The sequence below is a fragment of the Sphingobacterium sp. GW821-FHT03E03 genome (assembly GCF_059420745.1).
Map to the genome: position 1 here is coordinate 64,889 of NZ_JBWKUH010000002.1, position 19,204 is coordinate 84,092.

21 protein-coding genes are annotated in these 19,204 nt (G+C 39.6%); 15 read left to right on the plus strand and 6 right to left on the minus strand.

Annotation, left to right across the window (positions count from 1 at the left end):
- Nucleotides 1-60 precede the first annotated feature (60 nt).
- The gene (locus AC07UV_RS03600; protein WP_120261602.1) at nucleotides 61-720 is read left to right on the plus strand and encodes an ABC transporter ATP-binding protein; all 660 of its coding nucleotides are present in this window, start codon (nucleotides 61-63) and stop codon (nucleotides 718-720) included.
- Between the two features lie 96 nt (nucleotides 721-816).
- Nucleotides 817-1,668, plus strand: a complete 852-nt coding sequence (locus tag AC07UV_RS03605; RefSeq protein WP_495182753.1) for a transglutaminase-like domain-containing protein — start codon at nucleotides 817-819, stop codon at nucleotides 1,666-1,668.
- 15 nt (nucleotides 1,669-1,683) lie between these two features.
- Here AC07UV_RS03605 and AC07UV_RS03610 read toward each other — a convergent pair whose 3' ends face one another.
- A complete protein-coding gene (locus tag AC07UV_RS03610) occupies nucleotides 1,684-2,838 on the minus strand; it encodes a hypothetical protein (RefSeq protein ID WP_282250225.1) in 1,155 nt (384 codons plus the stop codon).
- Between the two features lie 177 nt (nucleotides 2,839-3,015).
- Here AC07UV_RS03610 and AC07UV_RS03615 point away from each other — a divergent pair, with 177 nt between their 5' ends.
- The 12 genes from AC07UV_RS03615 to AC07UV_RS03670 all read left to right on the plus strand — a co-directional run bounded on the left by AC07UV_RS03615 (nucleotide 3,016) and on the right by AC07UV_RS03670 (nucleotide 13,136).
- A complete protein-coding gene (locus AC07UV_RS03615; protein WP_282250226.1) occupies nucleotides 3,016-3,666 on the plus strand; it encodes an epoxyqueuosine reductase QueH in 651 nt (216 codons plus the stop codon).
- Between the two features lie 102 nt (nucleotides 3,667-3,768).
- Nucleotides 3,769-4,305: a YceD family protein gene (locus tag AC07UV_RS03620; protein WP_282250227.1), complete on the plus strand. Its 537-nt coding sequence runs from the start codon at nucleotides 3,769-3,771 to the stop codon at nucleotides 4,303-4,305.
- A gap of 14 nt (nucleotides 4,306-4,319) precedes the next feature.
- Nucleotides 4,320-4,511 carry a 50S ribosomal protein L32 gene (gene rpmF / locus AC07UV_RS03625; protein WP_077437804.1) on the plus strand — a complete coding sequence of 64 codons (192 nt, stop codon included), beginning with the start codon at nucleotides 4,320-4,322 and terminating at the stop codon, nucleotides 4,509-4,511.
- A gap of 106 nt (nucleotides 4,512-4,617) precedes the next feature.
- Complete coding sequence (plsX, locus tag AC07UV_RS03630; protein ID WP_077437805.1) at nucleotides 4,618-5,556, plus strand: phosphate acyltransferase PlsX; 939 nt, start codon at nucleotides 4,618-4,620, stop codon at nucleotides 5,554-5,556.
- A 6-nt stretch (nucleotides 5,557-5,562) separates the two neighbouring features.
- Complete coding sequence (locus AC07UV_RS03635; protein WP_120261596.1) at nucleotides 5,563-6,552, plus strand: beta-ketoacyl-ACP synthase III; 990 nt, start codon at nucleotides 5,563-5,565, stop codon at nucleotides 6,550-6,552.
- 75 nt (nucleotides 6,553-6,627) lie between these two features.
- The gene (accB, locus tag AC07UV_RS03640; RefSeq protein ID WP_282250229.1) at nucleotides 6,628-7,107 is read left to right on the plus strand and encodes an acetyl-CoA carboxylase biotin carboxyl carrier protein; all 480 of its coding nucleotides are present in this window, start codon (nucleotides 6,628-6,630) and stop codon (nucleotides 7,105-7,107) included.
- Nucleotides 7,108-7,178: 71 nt separating this feature from the next.
- A complete protein-coding gene (gene accC / locus AC07UV_RS03645) occupies nucleotides 7,179-8,534 on the plus strand; it encodes an acetyl-CoA carboxylase biotin carboxylase subunit (protein ID WP_282250230.1) in 1,356 nt (451 codons plus the stop codon).
- Between the two features lie 76 nt (nucleotides 8,535-8,610).
- On the plus strand, nucleotides 8,611-9,471 hold the full coding sequence (gene tatC, locus AC07UV_RS03650; RefSeq protein ID WP_223583945.1) for a twin-arginine translocase subunit TatC: 861 nt from the start codon (nucleotides 8,611-8,613) through the stop codon (nucleotides 9,469-9,471).
- A gap of 13 nt (nucleotides 9,472-9,484) precedes the next feature.
- A complete protein-coding gene (gene rpiB, locus AC07UV_RS03655) occupies nucleotides 9,485-9,931 on the plus strand; it encodes a ribose 5-phosphate isomerase B (RefSeq protein WP_495182754.1) in 447 nt (148 codons plus the stop codon).
- Nucleotides 9,932-10,203: 272 nt separating this feature from the next.
- A complete protein-coding gene (locus AC07UV_RS03660; RefSeq protein ID WP_495182755.1) occupies nucleotides 10,204-11,778 on the plus strand; it encodes a M28 family peptidase in 1,575 nt (524 codons plus the stop codon).
- A 127-nt stretch (nucleotides 11,779-11,905) separates the two neighbouring features.
- Nucleotides 11,906-12,841: a DnaJ C-terminal domain-containing protein gene (locus AC07UV_RS03665; protein ID WP_495182756.1), complete on the plus strand. Its 936-nt coding sequence runs from the start codon at nucleotides 11,906-11,908 to the stop codon at nucleotides 12,839-12,841.
- A 4-nt stretch (nucleotides 12,842-12,845) separates the two neighbouring features.
- Entirely contained in the window at nucleotides 12,846-13,136 is a 291-nt protein-coding gene (locus AC07UV_RS03670; RefSeq protein WP_495182757.1) for a chaperone modulator CbpM, read from the plus strand.
- A gap of 36 nt (nucleotides 13,137-13,172) precedes the next feature.
- Here AC07UV_RS03670 and AC07UV_RS03675 read toward each other — a convergent pair whose 3' ends face one another.
- The 5 genes from AC07UV_RS03675 to AC07UV_RS03695 form a co-directional block, all read right to left on the minus strand.
- The gene (locus tag AC07UV_RS03675) at nucleotides 13,173-14,066 is read right to left on the minus strand and encodes a hypothetical protein (protein ID WP_495182758.1); all 894 of its coding nucleotides are present in this window, start codon (nucleotides 14,064-14,066) and stop codon (nucleotides 13,173-13,175) included.
- Between the two features lie 12 nt (nucleotides 14,067-14,078).
- Nucleotides 14,079-16,133, minus strand: coding sequence for an energy transducer TonB (locus tag AC07UV_RS03680; protein ID WP_495182759.1), 2,055 nt, complete (start codon nucleotides 16,131-16,133; stop codon nucleotides 14,079-14,081).
- A gap of 29 nt (nucleotides 16,134-16,162) precedes the next feature.
- Nucleotides 16,163-16,531 (minus strand): BlaI/MecI/CopY family transcriptional regulator, encoded by a 369-nt coding sequence (locus AC07UV_RS03685; protein ID WP_282250238.1) that lies wholly within the window; start codon nucleotides 16,529-16,531, stop codon nucleotides 16,163-16,165.
- A gap of 149 nt (nucleotides 16,532-16,680) precedes the next feature.
- Nucleotides 16,681-17,085 (minus strand): alternative ribosome rescue aminoacyl-tRNA hydrolase ArfB, encoded by a 405-nt coding sequence (gene arfB, locus AC07UV_RS03690; protein ID WP_282250239.1) that lies wholly within the window; start codon nucleotides 17,083-17,085, stop codon nucleotides 16,681-16,683.
- Entirely contained in the window at nucleotides 17,082-17,801 is a 720-nt protein-coding gene (locus AC07UV_RS03695) for a DUF1003 domain-containing protein (protein WP_282250240.1), read from the minus strand. The genes arfB and AC07UV_RS03695 overlap by 4 nt, the downstream gene beginning before the upstream one ends.
- A gap of 208 nt (nucleotides 17,802-18,009) precedes the next feature.
- Here AC07UV_RS03695 and bshA point away from each other — a divergent pair, with 208 nt between their 5' ends.
- Nucleotides 18,010-19,152, plus strand: a complete 1,143-nt coding sequence (gene bshA / locus AC07UV_RS03700) for an N-acetyl-alpha-D-glucosaminyl L-malate synthase BshA (RefSeq protein WP_495182760.1) — start codon at nucleotides 18,010-18,012, stop codon at nucleotides 19,150-19,152.
- Nucleotides 19,153-19,204 lie beyond the last annotated feature (52 nt).

Here is a 19,204-nt window from a genome sequence, read left to right on the forward strand (position 1 = left end):
AAGCCCAGGCTTGTACAACCAAAATCTCAATACTCAATACTAAAATCTCAATACTAGAAAATGATACAATTAAAACATTTATTCAAGTGGTATAACGTAGGTGGTACACGCTCATTTGTTCTCAAAGATGTCAGTTTAGATATAGCAGAAGGTGATTTCATATCCATTATGGGCCCTTCGGGTTCAGGCAAATCTACCCTGTTGAATATTATCGGTATGCTGGACGAACCGGATGAAGGTGAATATATCTTTATGGATGAAAATGTATTGGAGATGAAAGCAAAAAAACGGTCGCAACTCTACCAATCTCATATTGGATATGTATTTCAGGCTTACCATTTACTGGATGAATTAACAGTATATGAAAATATAGAAACACCACTGATCTATAAAGACATTTCCAGCAAAGAGCGTAAAGCCATTGTGGCCGATATGCTTGACCGCTTTGGTATTGTGGGAAAGAAAGATCTATTTCCGGCTCAGCTGTCCGGTGGGCAACAACAGATCGTTGGTATCGCTCGCGCATTGGCGGGATCTCCGAAACTCCTGTTGGCAGATGAACCGACGGGTAACCTCAATTCCAAACAAGGCGAAGAGATCATGGAACTGTTCAAACAATTGAATGATGACGGTGTCACAATCATACAAGTTACCCACTCCGAAAAAAATGCGGAGTACGGCAAAAGAATTGTCAATATGCTGGATGGCCAGCTCAAATAATTGTATACCAATTTAACCTGAATAATCCCTACCTGGTACATGAATACTGTAGGGATTTTTTTGTATCATTTCTCAATTCATTTTTTTAACTTCGTTATGATGAATGAGAGAGAGCTGAAATCGTTAATATTCCTGTTGGACGATACTGATCAACAGATTATTCAGGAAGTGGAGCATCAGTTAAAAAGCCAAGGTCCTGAAATTGTTCCTTATTTGGAAAAATTTTGGGAGTCGAGCTTTGATCCAAGAGTCCAGGGGCGGCTGGAAAACATTATTCATGAAATTCAATTCGACCAGACCAAAAATGAATTGCAGATCTGGAATCTGAGCAATTCCTTCAATCTACTGGAAGGACTTATCATCCTCAATAACTATCAATATCCTTCTTACGAAGACCATAAAATCGTGTTGAAGATCGAAGATCTGAAAACAGAAGTGTGGCGCGGACTACAATACGATATGAGTCCATTGGAGAAGGTGAACCTGCTGAACCATGTGTTATTTGGTTCCTTTGGACTATCTGGCAACACAAAGGATTATCACCATCCGCAAAACTCCTATATCGGTCAGGTTTTGGACACGAAGCAGGGGAATCCGTTGACCTTATCCTGTATCTATAGCATTATTGCGCAAAAACTGGATATCCCGATCTATGGGATCAATTTACCCAAGCATTTTATTCTGGCTTACATGGAATCGGATGAGGAAGGAAATGAAAATGTTTTGTTTTACATCAATGCATTTAACCGTGGGCAGATCATGCAAAAAAGTGATGTTAATTCGTTCCTGAAGCAGTTAAACCTAGGTCCGGACAGGGAATTTACATTTCCCTGCGACAATGTGACTATCATGAAGCGCGCTTTGCGGAATCTCCTGTCAGCGTATGAAGCACATGAAAGTTCAGGCAAGCAACAGGAAATCAGAGAACTGTTCGAATTGCTTGCTTGACACAGTCTTTATCAATTAAAAATTTGGTCTTTCTCTGGCGTCCAAAAAGATATAATTTGGTGTCATTGTGCCATATGTTTTTGTTAATTCTGGTGCTGTATTTCCTTGATCCTCCAGTTTAAACCGGCTGATTTTCCTATTCTTCGTATCTGAAATATAAAGAAATTTACCATTTTCAATACGATCATCAATGGCAACTCCCGTAGGCTCCTCCAACCCAGTAGCGGAACCACCGATCACATAATCGGGACGGACAGTTTTTTCTCCGGTTCCAGTAAACAATTCCTTCGGATTTCTAAAGAACAGGACCTCCTTTTCTGTTGTTGCAACGGCGAATAACTTTTTGTTGGGAGCATAAGAAACAGCCCCTAAACCTGTTTTTCCTTGCACATAGACTTTCAGTGTCGGTACGAATCTTGACTCCGCAACAATCGTATCCCGAGGCCTGTCAATCAATTCTTGTTTAAGCAATGTAAAAACAGCAAAACCGTTCCCCTTACTTGTACCATCACTTTCAAATCCTACAAGTAACAGTTTGTCATTTTTATCATCTGTATTTCCCTGTAATAAGGTCAAGGAAGTTGGAACAATTTTTCCGAGACTAATCTGTTTATCAATGATCTTGGAACCTCCCGTCGATCCGCCTTTTCCTTCCGGACGGCTTACCGCATATAACATGTTTCCGCCGGTTGCCGCAAGCAGAAAATTGGTCACACTTGAACCTGTATTACCAACTTGTTGCGCATAGGTGTAATAGGCCAATCCTCTTACGTTTCTAAACCCTGTATAGCCAAGTGCACTTGCATTACCGGGGATCCCGTAAGCATCGTTGTCAAGAGAAATCCGCTGAATAAAGGTATCCTGAGCAATGGATCCCTCACTGGCCTGAAAAATTGCCTTCGCATTGGGATCAAAGATAACCGCTCCCCCGCCCTTTGTCGGAGAAAGATATTGATAGATATTATCCAGATTATTGGTATCAGCAGGATCAACAATAAAGAGATTCTTGATAGAAGAACTATTCGGTTGATAATCCCGGAAAGAAATATACAATCTTGAAACAAGTGATACTTCACCAACATCGGGTTCATCGTCCAATTTTTTACAGGAAGCAACGCCTATCAAACTGGCGAATAATACAATAACACAGGTTTGAAATGAAAATTTCATATTTTTTTATTATAAATAGCTTATTGCGTCAAACATACAAATCTACTAATATATGCAGAATATCAATGAATTTATCTCATTCTTTTAGACAGATATTATGATGTCTAAAACGGAAAAATTTGCCATTTCGCTACTTTTTGATTAAAATTGCCTTTGTTTTTGATATCACATACGATTATGGAAAAGAAGGAATTTGTACGGGAGAAGTTGACATTACCGGGAGAAGGCAAAAAATTGCTTTTACATTCCTGCTGTGCACCTTGTGCCGGAGAAGTCATGGAAGCATTAATTGCTTCGGATATCGATTTTACGATTTATTTCTACAATCCAAATATCCATCCACGCAAGGAGTATGATCTGCGCAAAGAGGAGAACATTCGATTTGCGGAGAAGCATAATATCCCTTTTATTGACGCGGATTATGATGTAGACCATTGGTTTGATCTGGCTAAAGGCATGGAACAGGAACCTGAGCGAGGAATCCGTTGCACCATGTGTTTTGATATGCGCTTTGAGAAAACAGCGGAATATGCGGCGGCTAATGGCTTTGATGTGATCTCTAGTTCATTGGGTATTTCCCGTTGGAAAAACATGGAGCAGATCAACGACTGTGGCTTACGTGCAGCTTCTCGCCATGAAGGTATGGAGTACTGGACGTTCAACTGGCGCAAGAAAGGCGGTTCGGCAAGGATGTTAGAAGTCTCCAAAAAAGAGAAATTCTACATGCAGGAATATTGCGGCTGCGCCTATTCGCTACGTGACACCAATAAATGGCGCATGGCAAATGGACGCGAAAAGATAGAGTTAGGTAAAAATTATTATGAATAAGTCGTGCGCTATGTATATATAAAGCATTCGACTGGAATATTTAAAAAAATATTTCGATCCTAATGATTTTATACATACCTTTGCAGGCTCAAATGCAAGATTGTGAAACATCTAAAACAATACAGAATTCCCTTTTCGGGGCTCAACGCTGGAAAGCACAATTTTGAATTTGACGTTAATAAAAAGTTCTTTGACTGCTACGAACATTCGATTGTAAAAGATGGCAATCTGAAAGCAGAAGTTGAATTGCAAAAACAGGAGAACCTGTTGATTTTGCATTTTGATATCCAAGGCGAGATTCAATTGACTTGTGATACCTGCTTAAAAGAGTTTATGTCACCGATTTCAATTCAAGAACGGATATTGGTCAAATTCACGGATGAAGATTGGACAGACAATACCGAAGAGGTGTTGATCTTATCAAAAAGCGACCATGAGTTGGATATAGCTGAATTATTGTACGAATACATCAATTTGGCAGTTCCCTATATCGTGAAATGTGAAGAGCAGGGAGAAGGCATACAATGCGATCCTGAGATGTTGGCTTTATTTACAAGCGAGCCGGATTCAGAGGAGCAAAAAGAAGAAGAAATTATCGACCCACGTTGGGAAGCATTAAGAAATATTAAAAATAACTAAAACAAAAATACGAGATGGCACATCCAAAACGTAAAACTTCTAAATCAAGAAGAGACAAAAGAAGAACACATTATAAAGCTGAAGCTCCTAGCTTGACAGTATGTAAAGAAACTGGCGCAGTTCATTTACCTCACCGTGCTTACAAAGTAGACGGAAACTTGTACTACAACGGTAAATTGATCATTGAAAATACAGCTGTTGTCTAAGGTAAACCTTTCATAACACCAAAACATCCCAAACAAGCAATATTTTAGAAATTTGCTTTATTTTGGGATGTTTTTTGCGTATTATTGATTTACTAAATAATAACGGATGAAGATTGGTTTAGATATTTTAGGAGGAGATTATGCTCCTAAAGCAACGATAACAGGTGCGATTGAAGCACAAAAACAGCTTACTGGAGACCAAAAAATAGTCCTTTTTGGTAAAACTGAAGAGACTAAACAATTAATCGATCAAGCCGGAGGAAATTCATCTGACTTTGAATATGTGGAAGCTCCAGAAGTCATTGCGATGGGTGAACATCCAACCAAAGCAATAACTCAAAAACCCAACTCAAGTATTGCGAAGGGATTTGAATATTTAAAAAACAAAGAAATCGACTCATTCGCATCCGCCGGTAACACCGGAGCCATGCTCGTGGGATCGATGTTCAGCGTGAAAGCTATCCCAGGCGTATTACGCCCAGCCATAGCATCAATTGTTCCAAAATTGAAATCAGGATTCGGGATCTTACTGGATGTCGGTGCAAACGCGGACTGTAAACCAGAGATGCTGAACCAATTTGCAATGTTGGGCAGCCTCTTTGCCGAGCATGTATTCAATGTATCCAACCCTAAAGTGGGATTATTGAACATCGGAGAAGAAGAAGAAAAAGGAAACATCCTGACAACCTCTACCTACCCCCTACTTAAAGCCAACGACAAGATTAATTTTATCGGAAATGCTGAAGGCCGCGACCTGTTCAGTGACCATGCCGACGTATACGTATGCGATGGATTTACAGGCAATGTGGTCTTGAAACTTGCAGAATCATTTTATGTAGTGACCCTGAAAAAAGGTTTTAAAGATGATTTCTTCGACCGATTCAACTACGAGCAGTACGGCGGTAGCCCAATCTTAGGAGTTAACGCTCCTGTCATTATTGGTCATGGTATTTCAACACCTGAGGCCATTAAAAATATGGTTTTATTTTCAAGAGATATGATCGAGTCTAAATTCATTGACAGCATCAGATCTATTTTCAATTAAATATTTATGTCAAAGATTCATGCCGCGATTACGGCTGTAAATGGTTACGTTCCGGATTACATCCTCACCAACAAAGAGTTGGAAACAATGGTCGATACCAACGACGAGTGGATTGTATCACGAACAGGAATCAAAGAAAGACGCATCTTAAAGGGCGAAGGACTTGCTACATCAGATCTTGCTGTACCTGCCGTTCAGGGTTTATTGAAAAAGAGAGGAATAGAAGCGACGGATATCGATTTAATTATCTTTTGTACCAGTACACCTGATATGCTGTTTCCCGCTACAGCAAATATTTTGGCCGATAAAATCGGAGCGACAAATGCATGGGGCTTTGATCTACAGGCAGCTTGTTCGGGCTTCTTGTTCGGACTGAATACCGGAACACAGTTTATCAAAGCAGGTACGCACAAAAAAGTGCTTGTCATCGGTGCTGATAAAATGTCATCGGTAATCAATTATCAAGACCGTAATACCTGTATCCTTTTTGGAGATGGTTGTGGTTGTGTGTTATTGGAGCCAAATGAAGAAGGATTGGGTATACAGGATGCGATTTTGAAAACAGATGGTTCTGGTGGCCAATTCCTCAATATTAAAGGTGGTGGTTCATTAAACCCTGCTTCACATGCTACTGTTGACGCAGGATTACATTATGCCTACCAAGAAGGCCGTACAGTATTCAAATTTGCAGTGACAAATATGGCTGATGTTGCTCATGATGTCATGGTGAAAAACAATTTGAAGTCAGAAGACATTGCTTGGTTGGTACCACATCAGGCCAACAAACGTATCATCGATGCAACAGCAGAACGTGTAGGTCTTCCGGAAGAAAAAGTGATGGTGAACATCCAAAAATATGGAAATACAACTAGTGGAACAATCCCTCTATGCTTGTGGGAATGGGAATCTCAATTGAAAAAAGGAGATAACCTGATCCTTGCTGCTTTCGGTGGTGGCTTCACCTGGGGATCCATCTATTTAAAATGGGCGTATTAATTGTCCATTTTATGGTATAATTTATTACTTTTGACAGTTAGAATTTTTTAAGAAACAAACAAAACCTAGAATACTATGGGTATGGATATCAAACAAATTCAAGACTTGATTAAATTCGTTTCAAAATCAGGTGTGAATGAAGTCTCGATTGAAGAGCAAGATTTTAAAATTACAATAAAGACAAATCAAGAGCCTACGTATGTAACAGCTTCTGTTCCAGCTGTAGCACCAATTGCTACTGCACCTGTTGCTCAAGCTGCAGCTCCAGCTCCGGTAGCTACACCTGCGGCACCAGCTGCTAGCGCTGATGCGAACTTGATTACAATCAAATCACCAATGATCGGTACATTCTACCGTTCAGCGGGACCTGGTAAACCATCTTTCGTTAATATTGGTGATGATATCAATACAGGTAATGTATTGTGTATTGTTGAAGCGATGAAATTGTTCAACGAAATCGAATCTGAAGTTTCTGGTAAAATCGTTAAGATTTTGGTAGAGGATGCTCAACCTGTTGAGTATGACCAACCATTATTCTTAGTTGAGCCTAAGTAATTTACAAACGTAAATGAATACTATGTAGCCTCCAAAGGGCTACATTTTTGTAAACTTCATAATTCAAGACAATGTTTAAAAAAATATTAATTGCAAATAGAGGAGAAATTGCCCTGCGCATCATCCGTACCTGCCGTGAGATGGGTATCAAAAGTGTTGCAGTGTATTCAACCGCAGATCGAGACAGCTTACACGTAAGATTTGCTGATGAAGCGGTTTGTATTGGCCCTCCACCGAGTAAAGATTCTTACTTAAACATTCCGAATATTATTTCTGCGGCTGAATTGACAAATGCAGATGCTATTCATCCAGGATATGGATTTTTGTCTGAGAACGCACGTTTTTCGGCAATTTGTGCAGAGTATGGCATCAAATTTATTGGTGCTACCGCTGAGCAGATCGAAAAAATGGGCGATAAGTCCCGTGCGAAGGATACCATGAAAAAGGCTGGTGTACCTACTGTACCGGGATCAGATGGCTTGATCTCAAACGTAAAAGAAGGTATCGTATTGGCTAATGAAATAGGTTACCCTGTTATTATCAAAGCTACGGCCGGTGGTGGTGGTCGTGGTATGCGCATCATCTGGAAAGACGAAGAGTTTGAACCAGCTTGGGACTCTGCTCGTGTTGAATCTGCTGCTGCATTTGGTAATGATGGTATCTACCTTGAAAAATATGTTGAGGAACCCCGTCACATTGAATTCCAGATTGTAGGTGATCAGTTTGGTACAGTATGTCACTTGTCAGAACGTGACTGCTCGATCCAACGCCGTCACCAAAAATTGATCGAAGAATCCCCTTCACCATTTATGACGCCTGAATTAAGAGCTGAAATGGGTGAAGCTGCTGTGAAAGGTGCAAAAGCCGTAAACTATGAAGGTGCCGGTACAATCGAATTTTTGGTTGACAAACACCGCAACTTCTACTTTATGGAAATGAATACCCGTATTCAGGTAGAGCATCCCGTAACAGAAGAAGTGATCAACTTCGATCTGATCAAAGAACAGATCAAGGTTGCTGCTGGCATTCCGATCTCCGGAAAAAATTATGAACCGGAAATGCACGCGATCGAATGTCGTATCAATGCAGAAGATCCGTTCAACAATTTTCGCCCTTCACCGGGAAGAATCACTAACTTTCACTCTCCGGGAGGTCATGGCGTGCGCGTAGATACACACGTATACTCAGGCTATACCATTCCGCCAAACTATGACTCTATGATCGCTAAGTTGATCACTGTTGCACAAACACGTGAGGAAGCGATCTGTACCATGGAGCGTGCATTGAGCGAGTTTGTGATTGAAGGCATCAAAACTACCATTCCTTTGCACCTGAGATTAATGCGTGACCCTAACTTTAGAGCAGGCAATTTCACAACAAAGTTCATGGAAACATTTGACCTAACTGAATATCCTGTAGAAGATTAAATAAAATTATCTTTACATACATAAAAAATACCATTCTTTACAATAAGAATGGTATTTTTGTTTCCAAACAATTTTTATGAGTACACCAAATTCGAAAGATCTAATACAAGCTATCAAAAATAAAGGGAAGAATATAGAAGCCGAGATGTCTTTCTTTGACCATCTTGAGGTCTTAAGATGGCATTTGGTTCGTTCGGCTATCGCCATCTGTATCTTTGCAGGTATCGCGTTCACATTCTACGATTTTGTCTTTAAAGATATTATCATGGGTCCCAAAAATCTGGATTTTTGGACCTATCGTATGATGTGTAAAGCCGCTGAGGTATTCAATTTAGCTGATTTCTGTGTCAAGAAGATACCTTTTAATATTATCAATACGGAATTGGCGGGGCAATTTATGCTCCAGATCAACTCCTGCTTGTTGATGGCTTTGATGATGGGTTTCCCTTATCTCCTTTTCGAAATTTGGTTGTTTGTAAAACCTGCATTGACAGACGTAGAAAGACGTTCTGCCCGGGGGTTTGTATTTTACGCTACAGTATTATTTGTTTTGGGCGCTCTTTTCGGATACTATATTGTCGTACCATTATCCATCAACTTCCTAGCGAATGTATCCTTAAGTGATGAAATCGTCAACCAGATTACGATAGACAACTACCTATCTACTATTGCGACATTGACATTAGGCTGTGGGATTGTATTCCTGCTGCCAATCATGGTATTTATTCTGTCTAAAATAGGTATTATGACGCCCGAATTTATGCGTGCCAGCCGTCGTTATGCAACAGTAATTATTTTGCTTATAGCAGCCGTAATTACACCTTCTGCAGATATTATCACCATGTTGACCGTTGCTGCGCCGATGTTCTTATTATATGAAATAAGTATCATGGTCTCCGCGGATGTCAAAAGAAAAAAATTAGCACAAGAAAAATAAAATAAAAATAGAAATGAGCAGTGTAAAGAAAATTGCGATTGGAAGTGACCATGCAGGTTTTGAATACAAAACAGCATTGGTTAGCTTTTTAAATGAATTGGGTTATGAAGTAACCGACTTTGGAACAAACTCCCCAGATTCAGTCGATTACCCAGATTTTGCACATCCGGTCGCAACGGCGGTAGAGAATAAAGAGGCTGATGCTGGTGTATTGATCTGTGGCAGTGCCAATGGTGTTGCGATCACAGCCAATAAACATCAAAATATCCGTGCCGCAATCTGTTGGTTGGAAGAAATTTCTGCATTAGCACGTCAACATAACGATGCCAATGTCGTATGTGTCCCAGCCCGTTTTATCGATCTTGATCTCGCTAAAAAGATCGTATCAACTTTTATGACAACCGAATTTGAAGGTGGACGTCATGCCAATCGTGTCAATAAAATAGCTTGCAGCTGTTAATAAATTAACATATTTTAAGAAGCGGATGAAGGGTAGAATATACTTTTCATCCGCTTTTTTAGTTATATTGTGTACTGATCTAAGGTGGTAAAGGTTAGCATTGCTATCACATCATATTGTTATGAACATAATAATACGCTGTGTCAATTGCTAATTGTTATTCAGTGATCATCTTATATTATTTTAAACAATAACAAAGTATTGCGTATAGCGCAGCGCCAAAGCTTACAGCACCAGGATCTCGATAGGCAATACTACATACTAAATACGAAATGAAGAAAATACATAACCTGATTTGGGTAGCGTTTTCTGTGGTGAGTTGTGCTCAGGCACAGGATGTCAATACCAAATATGCAAATGAAATCACTGTAGAATCGACACAAAAGCATCTACGAACGCTTGCTTCGGTGGACTTTGAAGGAAGAGGAACAGGACAGAAAGGCGGTCAGTTGGCCGCGGATTATATCGCAAATGAGTTCAAAAAATATGGACTTTCAGCACCTGTAAATGGATCGTATTTCCAGCCCCTACAGCTTATACATAATAGTTTTAAGGTCAAACAGTTTACGATCAATGACCGGCCTTTTCAAAATGGGAAGGATATTTTTGTCATTGGAAACAACGAAGAGAAACTTTTTGAAAGCAACGAAATAATATTCATTGGCTATGGAATTGATGATCCAAAGTATTCCGATATCACGGGCTTAGACCTGACCAATAAAGTTGTCCTGTTATTGAACGAAAGTGAACCTACGGATGATAAGGGAAATTCATGGATCACCGGGAAGAAGACTCCATCTGACTGGTCGACGAGCAGGAATAAGAAAATTAAGGAAATTCTCAAGAAGAAACCAAAATTGATATTAGCTGTCAACAGCCAGCTATCCCAATTGCTTGAAGAGGCAGGAGACCGCGCGACAGAAGGACGTTATAACTTGGCTATAGATCAGCCCGCACCCGAAAAATCGCCCATGATCCCAGTCGTCAACATAACGGATCATGCTGCGAATTATATCTTTAATCTTGCACGTACAAATCTGGCCGCTGTTGTCGGCAAAATCAACCGCTCTGGACAAGCAAATTCTTTTGCGATTAACACCAATTTCAAGGCCGACTTCGGTACAAATGCTAAACCTTTAGCTGACCCGAATATCCTGGGATACCTGGAGGGAACCGACAAAAAAGACGAAATTGTTGTCATTGGTGGACATTACGATCACGATGGCAAAGATTCCAAAGGAAACATCTTTTTTGGTGCTGACGACAACGCCTCCGGAACAACCGCTGTGCTGGAACTTGCCCGCAGTTTTTCCCGTGCAAAAGCCGCTGGTAATGGCCCAAGACGCAGTATCCTGTTTATAACCTATGCGGCTGAAGAAAAAGGTTTACTAGGTTCTAAATTCTATACCGAAAATCCAATCTTTCCACTGGCAAATACTGTTGCCTGTATCAACATCGATATGATTGGCCGTGTAGATGATAAGCACCTCAAGGGTAATCATGACTATATCCATGCGATCGGTTCAGATAAACTGAGTTCTGAACTTTATCAGATCAATAAAGATGAAAATGAAAAAAACACCAAACTGGAAATAGATTATATGTATGATAATCCAAAGGATCCAATGCGTCTGTATTACAGATCAGACCATTATAACTTTGCAAAGAAAGGTATACCGTCGATCTTCTATTTTTCGGGCCTTCATCCCGACTACCATACACCCGCCGACACCTATGACAGAATTGATTTCCCATTAATGGTCAAACGGGAGAAGTTGGTCTTTTTCACGGCATGGCAGATCGCCAATAGAGATGGGCGATTAATTATTGATAGTAATAAAGAATAACAAATCAAATTTACCGCAAAAAAGGAAGTCCCAGATATCAAACCCTGGGACTTCCTTTTTTTTGGTTGACAAGCAGAACAAACCGCTTAAAAATTTGTTATATTTATTACAAGACAGCAAAATACATATGGCTTTTGTAGATTACTATAAAGTGCTTAACATTGATAAAACAGCTTCGGCAGATGATATCAAAAAAGCATATCGCAAATTAGCGCGTAAATACCATCCTGATGTAAACCCGAATGATAATGAGGCAAAACAGCGTTTTCAGGAGATTAATGAAGCAAATGAGGTATTGTCCGATCCAGAAAAACGCAAAAAGTATGACCAATATGGCGAACATTGGCAGCATGGGGAGGAATATGAAAAAGCGCAGCAACAATACAGACAATCCCAATCTGGTGGCGGCAACCCATTTGGTGCTGGAGGTAATCCATTTGCTGGTAGTGGCGGTTCGCAAGATTATACCGGAAATTTCGATGATGGCCAATTCTCAGATTTTTTCGAACAGATGTTTGGAAGCCGACGTGGCGGTGGCAGGCAAAGTACTTTTCGCGGACAGGACTTTAATGCCGAATTGAGTTTAAGCCTTCAACAGGCCTATACAACCCATCAACAAACCTTTAATATCAATGGTAAGAGTATTCGTATTACAATCCATGCCGGCGTAGAGGATGGGCAGAAAATCAAATTAAAAGGCTATGGTAGTGACGGGATCAACGGAGGCCCTAAGGGCGATCTGTATATTACAATCAATATCACTCCCGATGCAACCTTCAAACGACAGGGAAATGACCTATATACTTCGCTGGATATCGATCTTTATACGGCTATTTTAGGGGGCGAGGCGACACTCGATACCTTTGGCGGTAAGATCAAATTAAAGGTAAAACCAGAAAGTCAAAACGGTGTAAAAATGCGGCTCAAAGGCAAAGGTTTTCCAATCTATCGGAAAGAAAGTGAATTTGGGGATCTCTACGTCAGCCTCAATATCAAAATGCCCAGCAATCTTTCCAACGAGGAAAGAGCATTGTTTCAGCAACTGAAGGATTTAAAACAATAATCTCATGAAAACGACACTCATAAAAGTTATTGATTTCTGCCAATCCAGAAAAGTTGAAACAACTTTTCTGCAGACCATGGAGGAGTATGGCCTTATTCACATTATCATACAACAAGAAGAACAATTTATTGACGAAGATGAACTCAAGAAACTCGAACGTTTCTCAAATCTATATTATGACCTGGAAGTAAATCCACAAGGAATTCAGGTGGCCAATCATCTATTGGATAAGGTAGAGCAACTTCAGCATGAAATTCTACAGCTCAAAAATAAATTTAAAGCCCTGGATTATTAATCCAAGGCTTTAATACTTGTTCATAAAATAGAATAATTAGAATACCACATCCTTCTCTGTATTGATTTTGGTCTGCCAGACGATTTTATCTTGCAGCGTTGTATAAAGAATTTCATAGTCTCCTTTACAAACGACGAAGGATCCAAAAAAATCATTTGGTTTCATTAGCCGATAGACTACCAATGTGCGCTTCCCGTCAACCTCTCCGTATGCTTTCATCAGCATATATCCAGTTTTATTAATCTTCTCTTCAGGAATCTTATAGTCCAGATGTGAACGACTGCCATCATCAGGGCATTGTATCTCCGTCCTGCTCGGCGTAAAAACATAGCGGTCCCGATACATCGCTACATTGGATTGCACAATATCCTTCGCCCAGGCTATATCATTAAAATCAGTGGGAAGCAGAAAGATCATACTGACCATCTTTTCCTTCCAAAGCCGATCATTGAACGGAATGACAAAATGCAATAACTGCTGTCCTTTAAATTCACTTATGCTGTAGAAATAGCGCCCTTCCTTGTTTTCCTCCCGTTGGAAAGTACTTAAGTCCAATAAATGACTTTTCTGACCTTTAACATTCGGATAGTTGTTCATCACAGCAAGCATATCATAGCTATACTTCCCTTTCAGTCTCCCTGTAAATAATACCTTGTAAGCTGTATCCTGGTAATTTAGATGCTTGAGTACATTTTTGTATTTGGCATTGACCTTGCTCACATTGATCGGTCCGGTATTCGCATCCCAATTTTCCTCCTTTAAAATATCATTCCCGAGAAATACAGCGAGTTCCTTATCAATATTGATAAAATATTCATCCCCTTCCACCGTATAACCATTAGGTACAACCTGATAGGACTTGCAGGACAATAAAACAAAACACAGAAACAGGACAATAAATACAAGCAATGTTCTCTCTTTTCTAAACATCCGATCGATCTCCTACGATTTAAACTTTTGCACCTTTACCCCCTCCCAACGATAAACATTATAAAGATCTGCATTCCTCTTCATTACCCTTAACGTCAGTTCATATTGATTTTTAATTGGACTACCATCAAGAATACCGGGTTTCCACTTTGCTCCACGCTGCAACAATTTAACAAGCTCCTGCCCCGCCTTTGTATCTGGTGTTTTAACTACTTTAAAGTTATTCAACGCACCATCTTTTTCAACCATAAACTGTACAACAATATTTCCATCCTCCCCTGTCGAATTAGGCGCATAATGCTTTAAGACATAATCTCGATAGTCAATCATCCCGCCCACAGGTTCCGAATTCACATCGACCCGGGTATAATTTTTCACATAGCCTCCATCAGGAGTAAACTTCATTCTGAAAAGGCCAATGGATTCCACAGATTTTCCATCTTCAAGAGCAGGAATCCATCTGGATTTTTCTAAAATTGCGACTGCCTCCTTTGCAAATGCAGGTCCTAAATCCGAATTGGCTAACACCGACTTGATGGTACCATCTGCATTAATTGTTAAATATGCTTGAATTACAGGGTCAAGATCTTCTTTGGTAACCTTTCTTGGGAACTTAAAGTTTTGGACGAACCATTTTTCAAGTCCTTCTCGTCCTAAAGCTGGACTTCCAGTTGGAGTCCCGCGCACTACCTTATTTTCTTTCCCATCACTTAGATTTAAACGGATAGGTAAAGTATAGGCAACACGAACAAGACGTCCATTTTGAATTCCCGGTTTCCATTTTTTTGCTTTTTTCATTAAGTCCAAGGCGGCTTCTTTGGTTCCATAACCTAAATCCCGCTTCACGTTGAAATCGGAAAGACTTCCATCTTTTTCTACAATAAAGGAAATTTCAATGATCCCATTCAACTTCCTATCAAGTGCTTCCTTAGAATAGGTATAATTCGTGGATACCCAATTCATAAAATTTACCATTCCACCCGTTGGTTCTGGGACAATCTCCACTGCTGTAAATATTGCATTGAAATTTGGGTTAAGCGAATCGAGGCTAGTGTCTCTATCCTTCATCTCTTTATCCGCACTAACTCGCTCAGCATCCCATTTAGCCTGTTTTCTTTCAGCAAGCTTTCTATTTTTAGTTGTATCTGATTGAAGCTCGTTATTGTTGGTAAGGAAGCCAGCCTCCTCTTTTAACATTTCCGTTGGACTTGTTAACTCCACCTGATTGATCGAACTTTCAACATCTGAAACAATATCCTTTGCACGCGTGGTATTGAATACCAGTGTAGACCCAACTACAACTAGCAGCATTGGCAATACAGCGGTATATAACAAACGCTTTTTCCGTGCTGATTTATTCTTAAATAACATCATAATTCTTTTCTTTAAAAATGAATGATTAGAAAACTCATGCGTCAGTGGTAAATGATCCACCTGCAACGCATGAGCGACCAGCATTTCAGCATAGGCCACCTTATCTGTCGAACAGATTTCGTCGGCAATACATTCATGCTGGAACTTTAACTCCTTTTGAAAGAAATATAAAATCGGATTAAACCAGTTGAAAATTTTCAACAGCTCCATCACAAGCAAATCATAAGAGTGCCCCTGATCGACATGAACACGCTCATGTGATTCAATACTACTTTTCTCCTTGATAGACTCTCCAATGATGATTTTATTGAAAAATGAGAAACTTAGATAATCATGTTCATCCCGTAATGCACGCACCAACTTTATCACCCGAAATAGCAACAACGTGAAAGCAATTGCAACACCTAGCCAATATACATAAGTCAAGATGTCTATCAAGTAAATTGTTTGCTCTTTGGGGCTATTGATGGCGATCTCCATATAGCCACTCAAATCCACCATAGGTATGGAGTACGCGATTATCTCTGCTTTCGGTAATTCTATAAATATCCCGATGGGTGCCAATAGCGAGAAAAATATCATCCCAATCAAATAGACGCGATTCCATTGAAAGAAGGTGAGTTTTCGAAAAATCAGCCTATAGAGCGCAAAGCTGATAATCAATGAAACATTGACAATCAATAAGTAAATCATAATCAAAAGTTTATAAGAGGTGGTTGTTATTATTTATTCTGTTGGATGATCGAAAGAATATCGTTTAATTCTTTGACATCCAATTTATTCTCTTCCAGAAAATAAGAAAGCATACTTTTGGGAGAATTATCAAAATAATTATTCAACAACTTACCAGTGATTCCTTTTTTATATTCCTCTTTTGAGATCTTCGGCAAATACTGATGGCTTTTACCAAAAGACTCATGCGACACAAAACCCTTGGTTTCGAGAATACGCACTATCGTTGAAACTGTATTGTAAGCAGGTTTCGGTTCAGGTAGTCGGTCAATGATATCTTTGACAAAACCACGCTCCATTTCCCAAAGCTCCTGCATGATCTGTTCTTCTGCTTTAGTCAATTCTTTAAAATCTTCCATAACTCCTTATTATTAACAGTACTGTTGTAATCGATTACAACACAAGTATATAACTAAAGAAATAGTTTTACAACTATTTCTTTAGTTATATACACAAAACATTGATTATTAATATAATAAAATTTAACCAAACACTTTTTGATAACGAATTAATCCTCAAAACTTCGTTTACGTGAAGCTTTCAATTGGGATTGTTGCTTCTTCCGATCCAATCTTTTTAGCACACTGGAATAAGGTATTTTGGTTTTCTTTCTTGGTTTGGAGGGCACAAGCGCATCTTTCAATAAGTTAAGAAAACGACCTATGGCTATTTCTTTATTTCGTACTTGTGAGCGGTCCGTATCCGATTCCAATTGCAATACTCCCTCTTTATTGATACGATTCGAAAGCTTCTCAGCCACCACAGCCTTTTCTTCTACCGAAAAAATTGCAGACTGCTCCACATTCCATTGTAGGGTAACTTTAGAGGATACCTTATTAACATGTTGTCCCCCTGCTCCTCCCGATCTTGAAAATTTAAAGGTCAGCTCCCCTATTAATCCTGTTATATTCATTTGTTTTTAAACGCTTCTTCTATTTTTTCCATTTTCTGCAACAGGAAGCCCAATTTTTCTACTTGGTCACGCTGCACATCAACGAGTTCCTGCTCTTTTCTAATAATGAGGTGATCAATTTTCTCATGTAGTTCCCTGATTTCAAGCTCGGCCTTCAGATTAACCATATAATCATTCCGCGCCCGCTCGCGATCCTTGGCTTCTTGCCTATTTTGGCTCATCATGATCACCGGGGCCTGCAGCGCAGCCACACAGGACAAGATCAGATTAAGCAAAATAAATGGATAAGGGTCAAAACCTTTATTATTTAACCAATACATATTGACCGCGATCCAGATCAGCAAAAATACAACGAAAGAAATAATGAACGTCCAACTTCCTCCAAATTCAGCGACTTTGTCTGCGACACGTTCACCTACTGAGGCTGCTGTTGCTCCATCGTTATCCATGCTAGCGCTAATGACCTTATTGTCCTTAAAGCTCTGTATAACTTGTTGATCCAGTTGGCTGAGTTGTCCCGACTCATCTTTTAAAAATTCAGTAATATAAGCTTCCTTAAACCGTGTCAGTTCTGTCGCGGCAATATATTTATCTTTCCCAAAATTTGGATATTCCTTCCGGATTAATTTAAAAATGGGTTGTCGAATAGAAGCTCCCAAAATACGTTGTTCCAAAGGGAATTGTTGCCCTGAGATAGCACTGATAAAATTGTCCATATACCGCTTAAATGTCTACTTAAAGATAATGCTTTTTAAGTAATCAAAAAATTCACAAAACTATGGCAATTGGTTTTTGTTATTTTAGGCATAAATAGTCGAAATTTGCAACACAAAAATTAGAGATGAAACCATCTTGATTTATTCCGTTCAATAAAGGCTGATTAAATCTGGTTGCTTCATCTGCTTTAAAAATCAATTCATAAAGATGAAAATAGGCATTGTTTGTTATCCCACGTTTGGTGGCAGTGGTGTTGTGGCAACGGAATTAGGAAAGGCTTTGGCAGCCAATGGACATGAGATCCATTTTATAACCTACCGACAACCTGCACGCCTAGATTTCTTTTCGGAAAACCTTTATTACCACGAAGTTGCAGTATCTCAATATCCACTTTTTGACTTTTTACCTTACGAATCAGCGCTGGCCAGTAAACTGGTTGATGTCGTACGTTTTGAGAAGCTGGATCTGATCCATGTGCATTATGCCATTCCCCATGCTTCAGCTGCATTCATGGCAAAACAAATATTACTGACGACTTATGGTATTAATATTCCTGTGGTAACCACTCTCCATGGTACAGATATTACACTGGTTGGAAAAGATAAAAGCTTTAGTCCTGTCGTCACCTTCTCTATCAATCAGTCAGACGGTGTAACCGCAGTTTCACAAAATCTAAAAGATGAGACACTCCGGTATTTTGATATCTCTAGAGATATTAAAGTGATTACCAACTTCATCGATCTCGATCGATTCAGCAACAGGGACCGCTCCCATTTCAAAAAAGCGATTGCTCCGGGCAATGAGCGTATCTTGGTTCATACTTCCAATTTTAGAAAAGTAAAAAATACAGAAGACGTCATCCGTATATTTAAGAAAGTACATGATGTCATCCCCTCCAAACTATTAATGGTTGGTGATGGTCCTGAACGTCGCAACGCGGAGGAACTGTCCAGAGAATTGGATGTATGTATGGATGTTCGTTTTTTAGGTAAACAGGATGCTGTTGAAGAAATCTTGTCCGTTTCCGACCTTTTCTTGATGCCTTCGAGCTCCGAGAGCTTTGGTTTGGCGGCCCTAGAGGCAATGGCTTGCCAGGTTCCGGTTGTTTCATCCAATACAGGTGGATTGCCCGAACTGAATGAAAACGGTGTAACGGGATTTTTGAGCAATGTGGGCGATGTGGATGATATGGCCAAGAATGCGATCTATATTTTGGAAGATGCTGACAGATTGGAGAAATTTAAAGAAGCAGCATTAAATCATGCAAAAAAATTCCAATTGTCCAATATCATGCCTTTATACGAACAATATTACCGCGAAGTGATGGATCAAACAACAAAAGCGCAATAAATATCATTTTTGACCTTAAGGGTTGAAAAAAAAATTTTATCTTTGACCTTTG

Coding starts and splice junctions, on each gene's coding strand:
- AC07UV_RS03600 (WP_120261602.1), top strand. CDS start 61: ATGATACAATTAAAACATTTATTCAAGTGGTATAACGTAGGTGGTACA.
- AC07UV_RS03605 (WP_495182753.1), top strand. CDS start 817: ATGATGAATGAGAGAGAGCTGAAATCGTTAATATTCCTGTTGGACGAT.
- AC07UV_RS03610 (WP_282250225.1), bottom strand. CDS start 2,838: ATGAAATTTTCATTTCAAACCTGTGTTATTGTATTATTCGCCAGTTTG.
- AC07UV_RS03615 (WP_282250226.1), top strand. CDS start 3,016: ATGGAAAAGAAGGAATTTGTACGGGAGAAGTTGACATTACCGGGAGAA.
- rpmF (WP_077437804.1), top strand. CDS start 4,320: ATGGCACATCCAAAACGTAAAACTTCTAAATCAAGAAGAGACAAAAGA.
- plsX (WP_077437805.1), top strand. CDS start 4,618: ATGAAGATTGGTTTAGATATTTTAGGAGGAGATTATGCTCCTAAAGCA.
- AC07UV_RS03635 (WP_120261596.1), top strand. CDS start 5,563: ATGTCAAAGATTCATGCCGCGATTACGGCTGTAAATGGTTACGTTCCG.
- accB (WP_282250229.1), top strand. CDS start 6,628: ATGGGTATGGATATCAAACAAATTCAAGACTTGATTAAATTCGTTTCA.
- accC (WP_282250230.1), top strand. CDS start 7,179: ATGTTTAAAAAAATATTAATTGCAAATAGAGGAGAAATTGCCCTGCGC.
- tatC (WP_223583945.1), top strand. CDS start 8,611: ATGAGTACACCAAATTCGAAAGATCTAATACAAGCTATCAAAAATAAA.
- rpiB (WP_495182754.1), top strand. CDS start 9,485: ATGAGCAGTGTAAAGAAAATTGCGATTGGAAGTGACCATGCAGGTTTT.
- AC07UV_RS03660 (WP_495182755.1), top strand. CDS start 10,204: ATGAAGAAAATACATAACCTGATTTGGGTAGCGTTTTCTGTGGTGAGT.
- AC07UV_RS03665 (WP_495182756.1), top strand. CDS start 11,906: ATGGCTTTTGTAGATTACTATAAAGTGCTTAACATTGATAAAACAGCT.
- AC07UV_RS03670 (WP_495182757.1), top strand. CDS start 12,846: ATGAAAACGACACTCATAAAAGTTATTGATTTCTGCCAATCCAGAAAA.
- AC07UV_RS03675 (WP_495182758.1), bottom strand. CDS start 14,066: ATGTTTAGAAAAGAGAGAACATTGCTTGTATTTATTGTCCTGTTTCTG.
- AC07UV_RS03680 (WP_495182759.1), bottom strand. CDS start 16,133: ATGATTTACTTATTGATTGTCAATGTTTCATTGATTATCAGCTTTGCG.
- AC07UV_RS03685 (WP_282250238.1), bottom strand. CDS start 16,531: ATGGAAGATTTTAAAGAATTGACTAAAGCAGAAGAACAGATCATGCAG.
- arfB (WP_282250239.1), bottom strand. CDS start 17,085: ATGAATATAACAGGATTAATAGGGGAGCTGACCTTTAAATTTTCAAGA.
- AC07UV_RS03695 (WP_282250240.1), bottom strand. CDS start 17,801: ATGGACAATTTTATCAGTGCTATCTCAGGGCAACAATTCCCTTTGGAA.
- bshA (WP_495182760.1), top strand. CDS start 18,010: ATGAAAATAGGCATTGTTTGTTATCCCACGTTTGGTGGCAGTGGTGTT.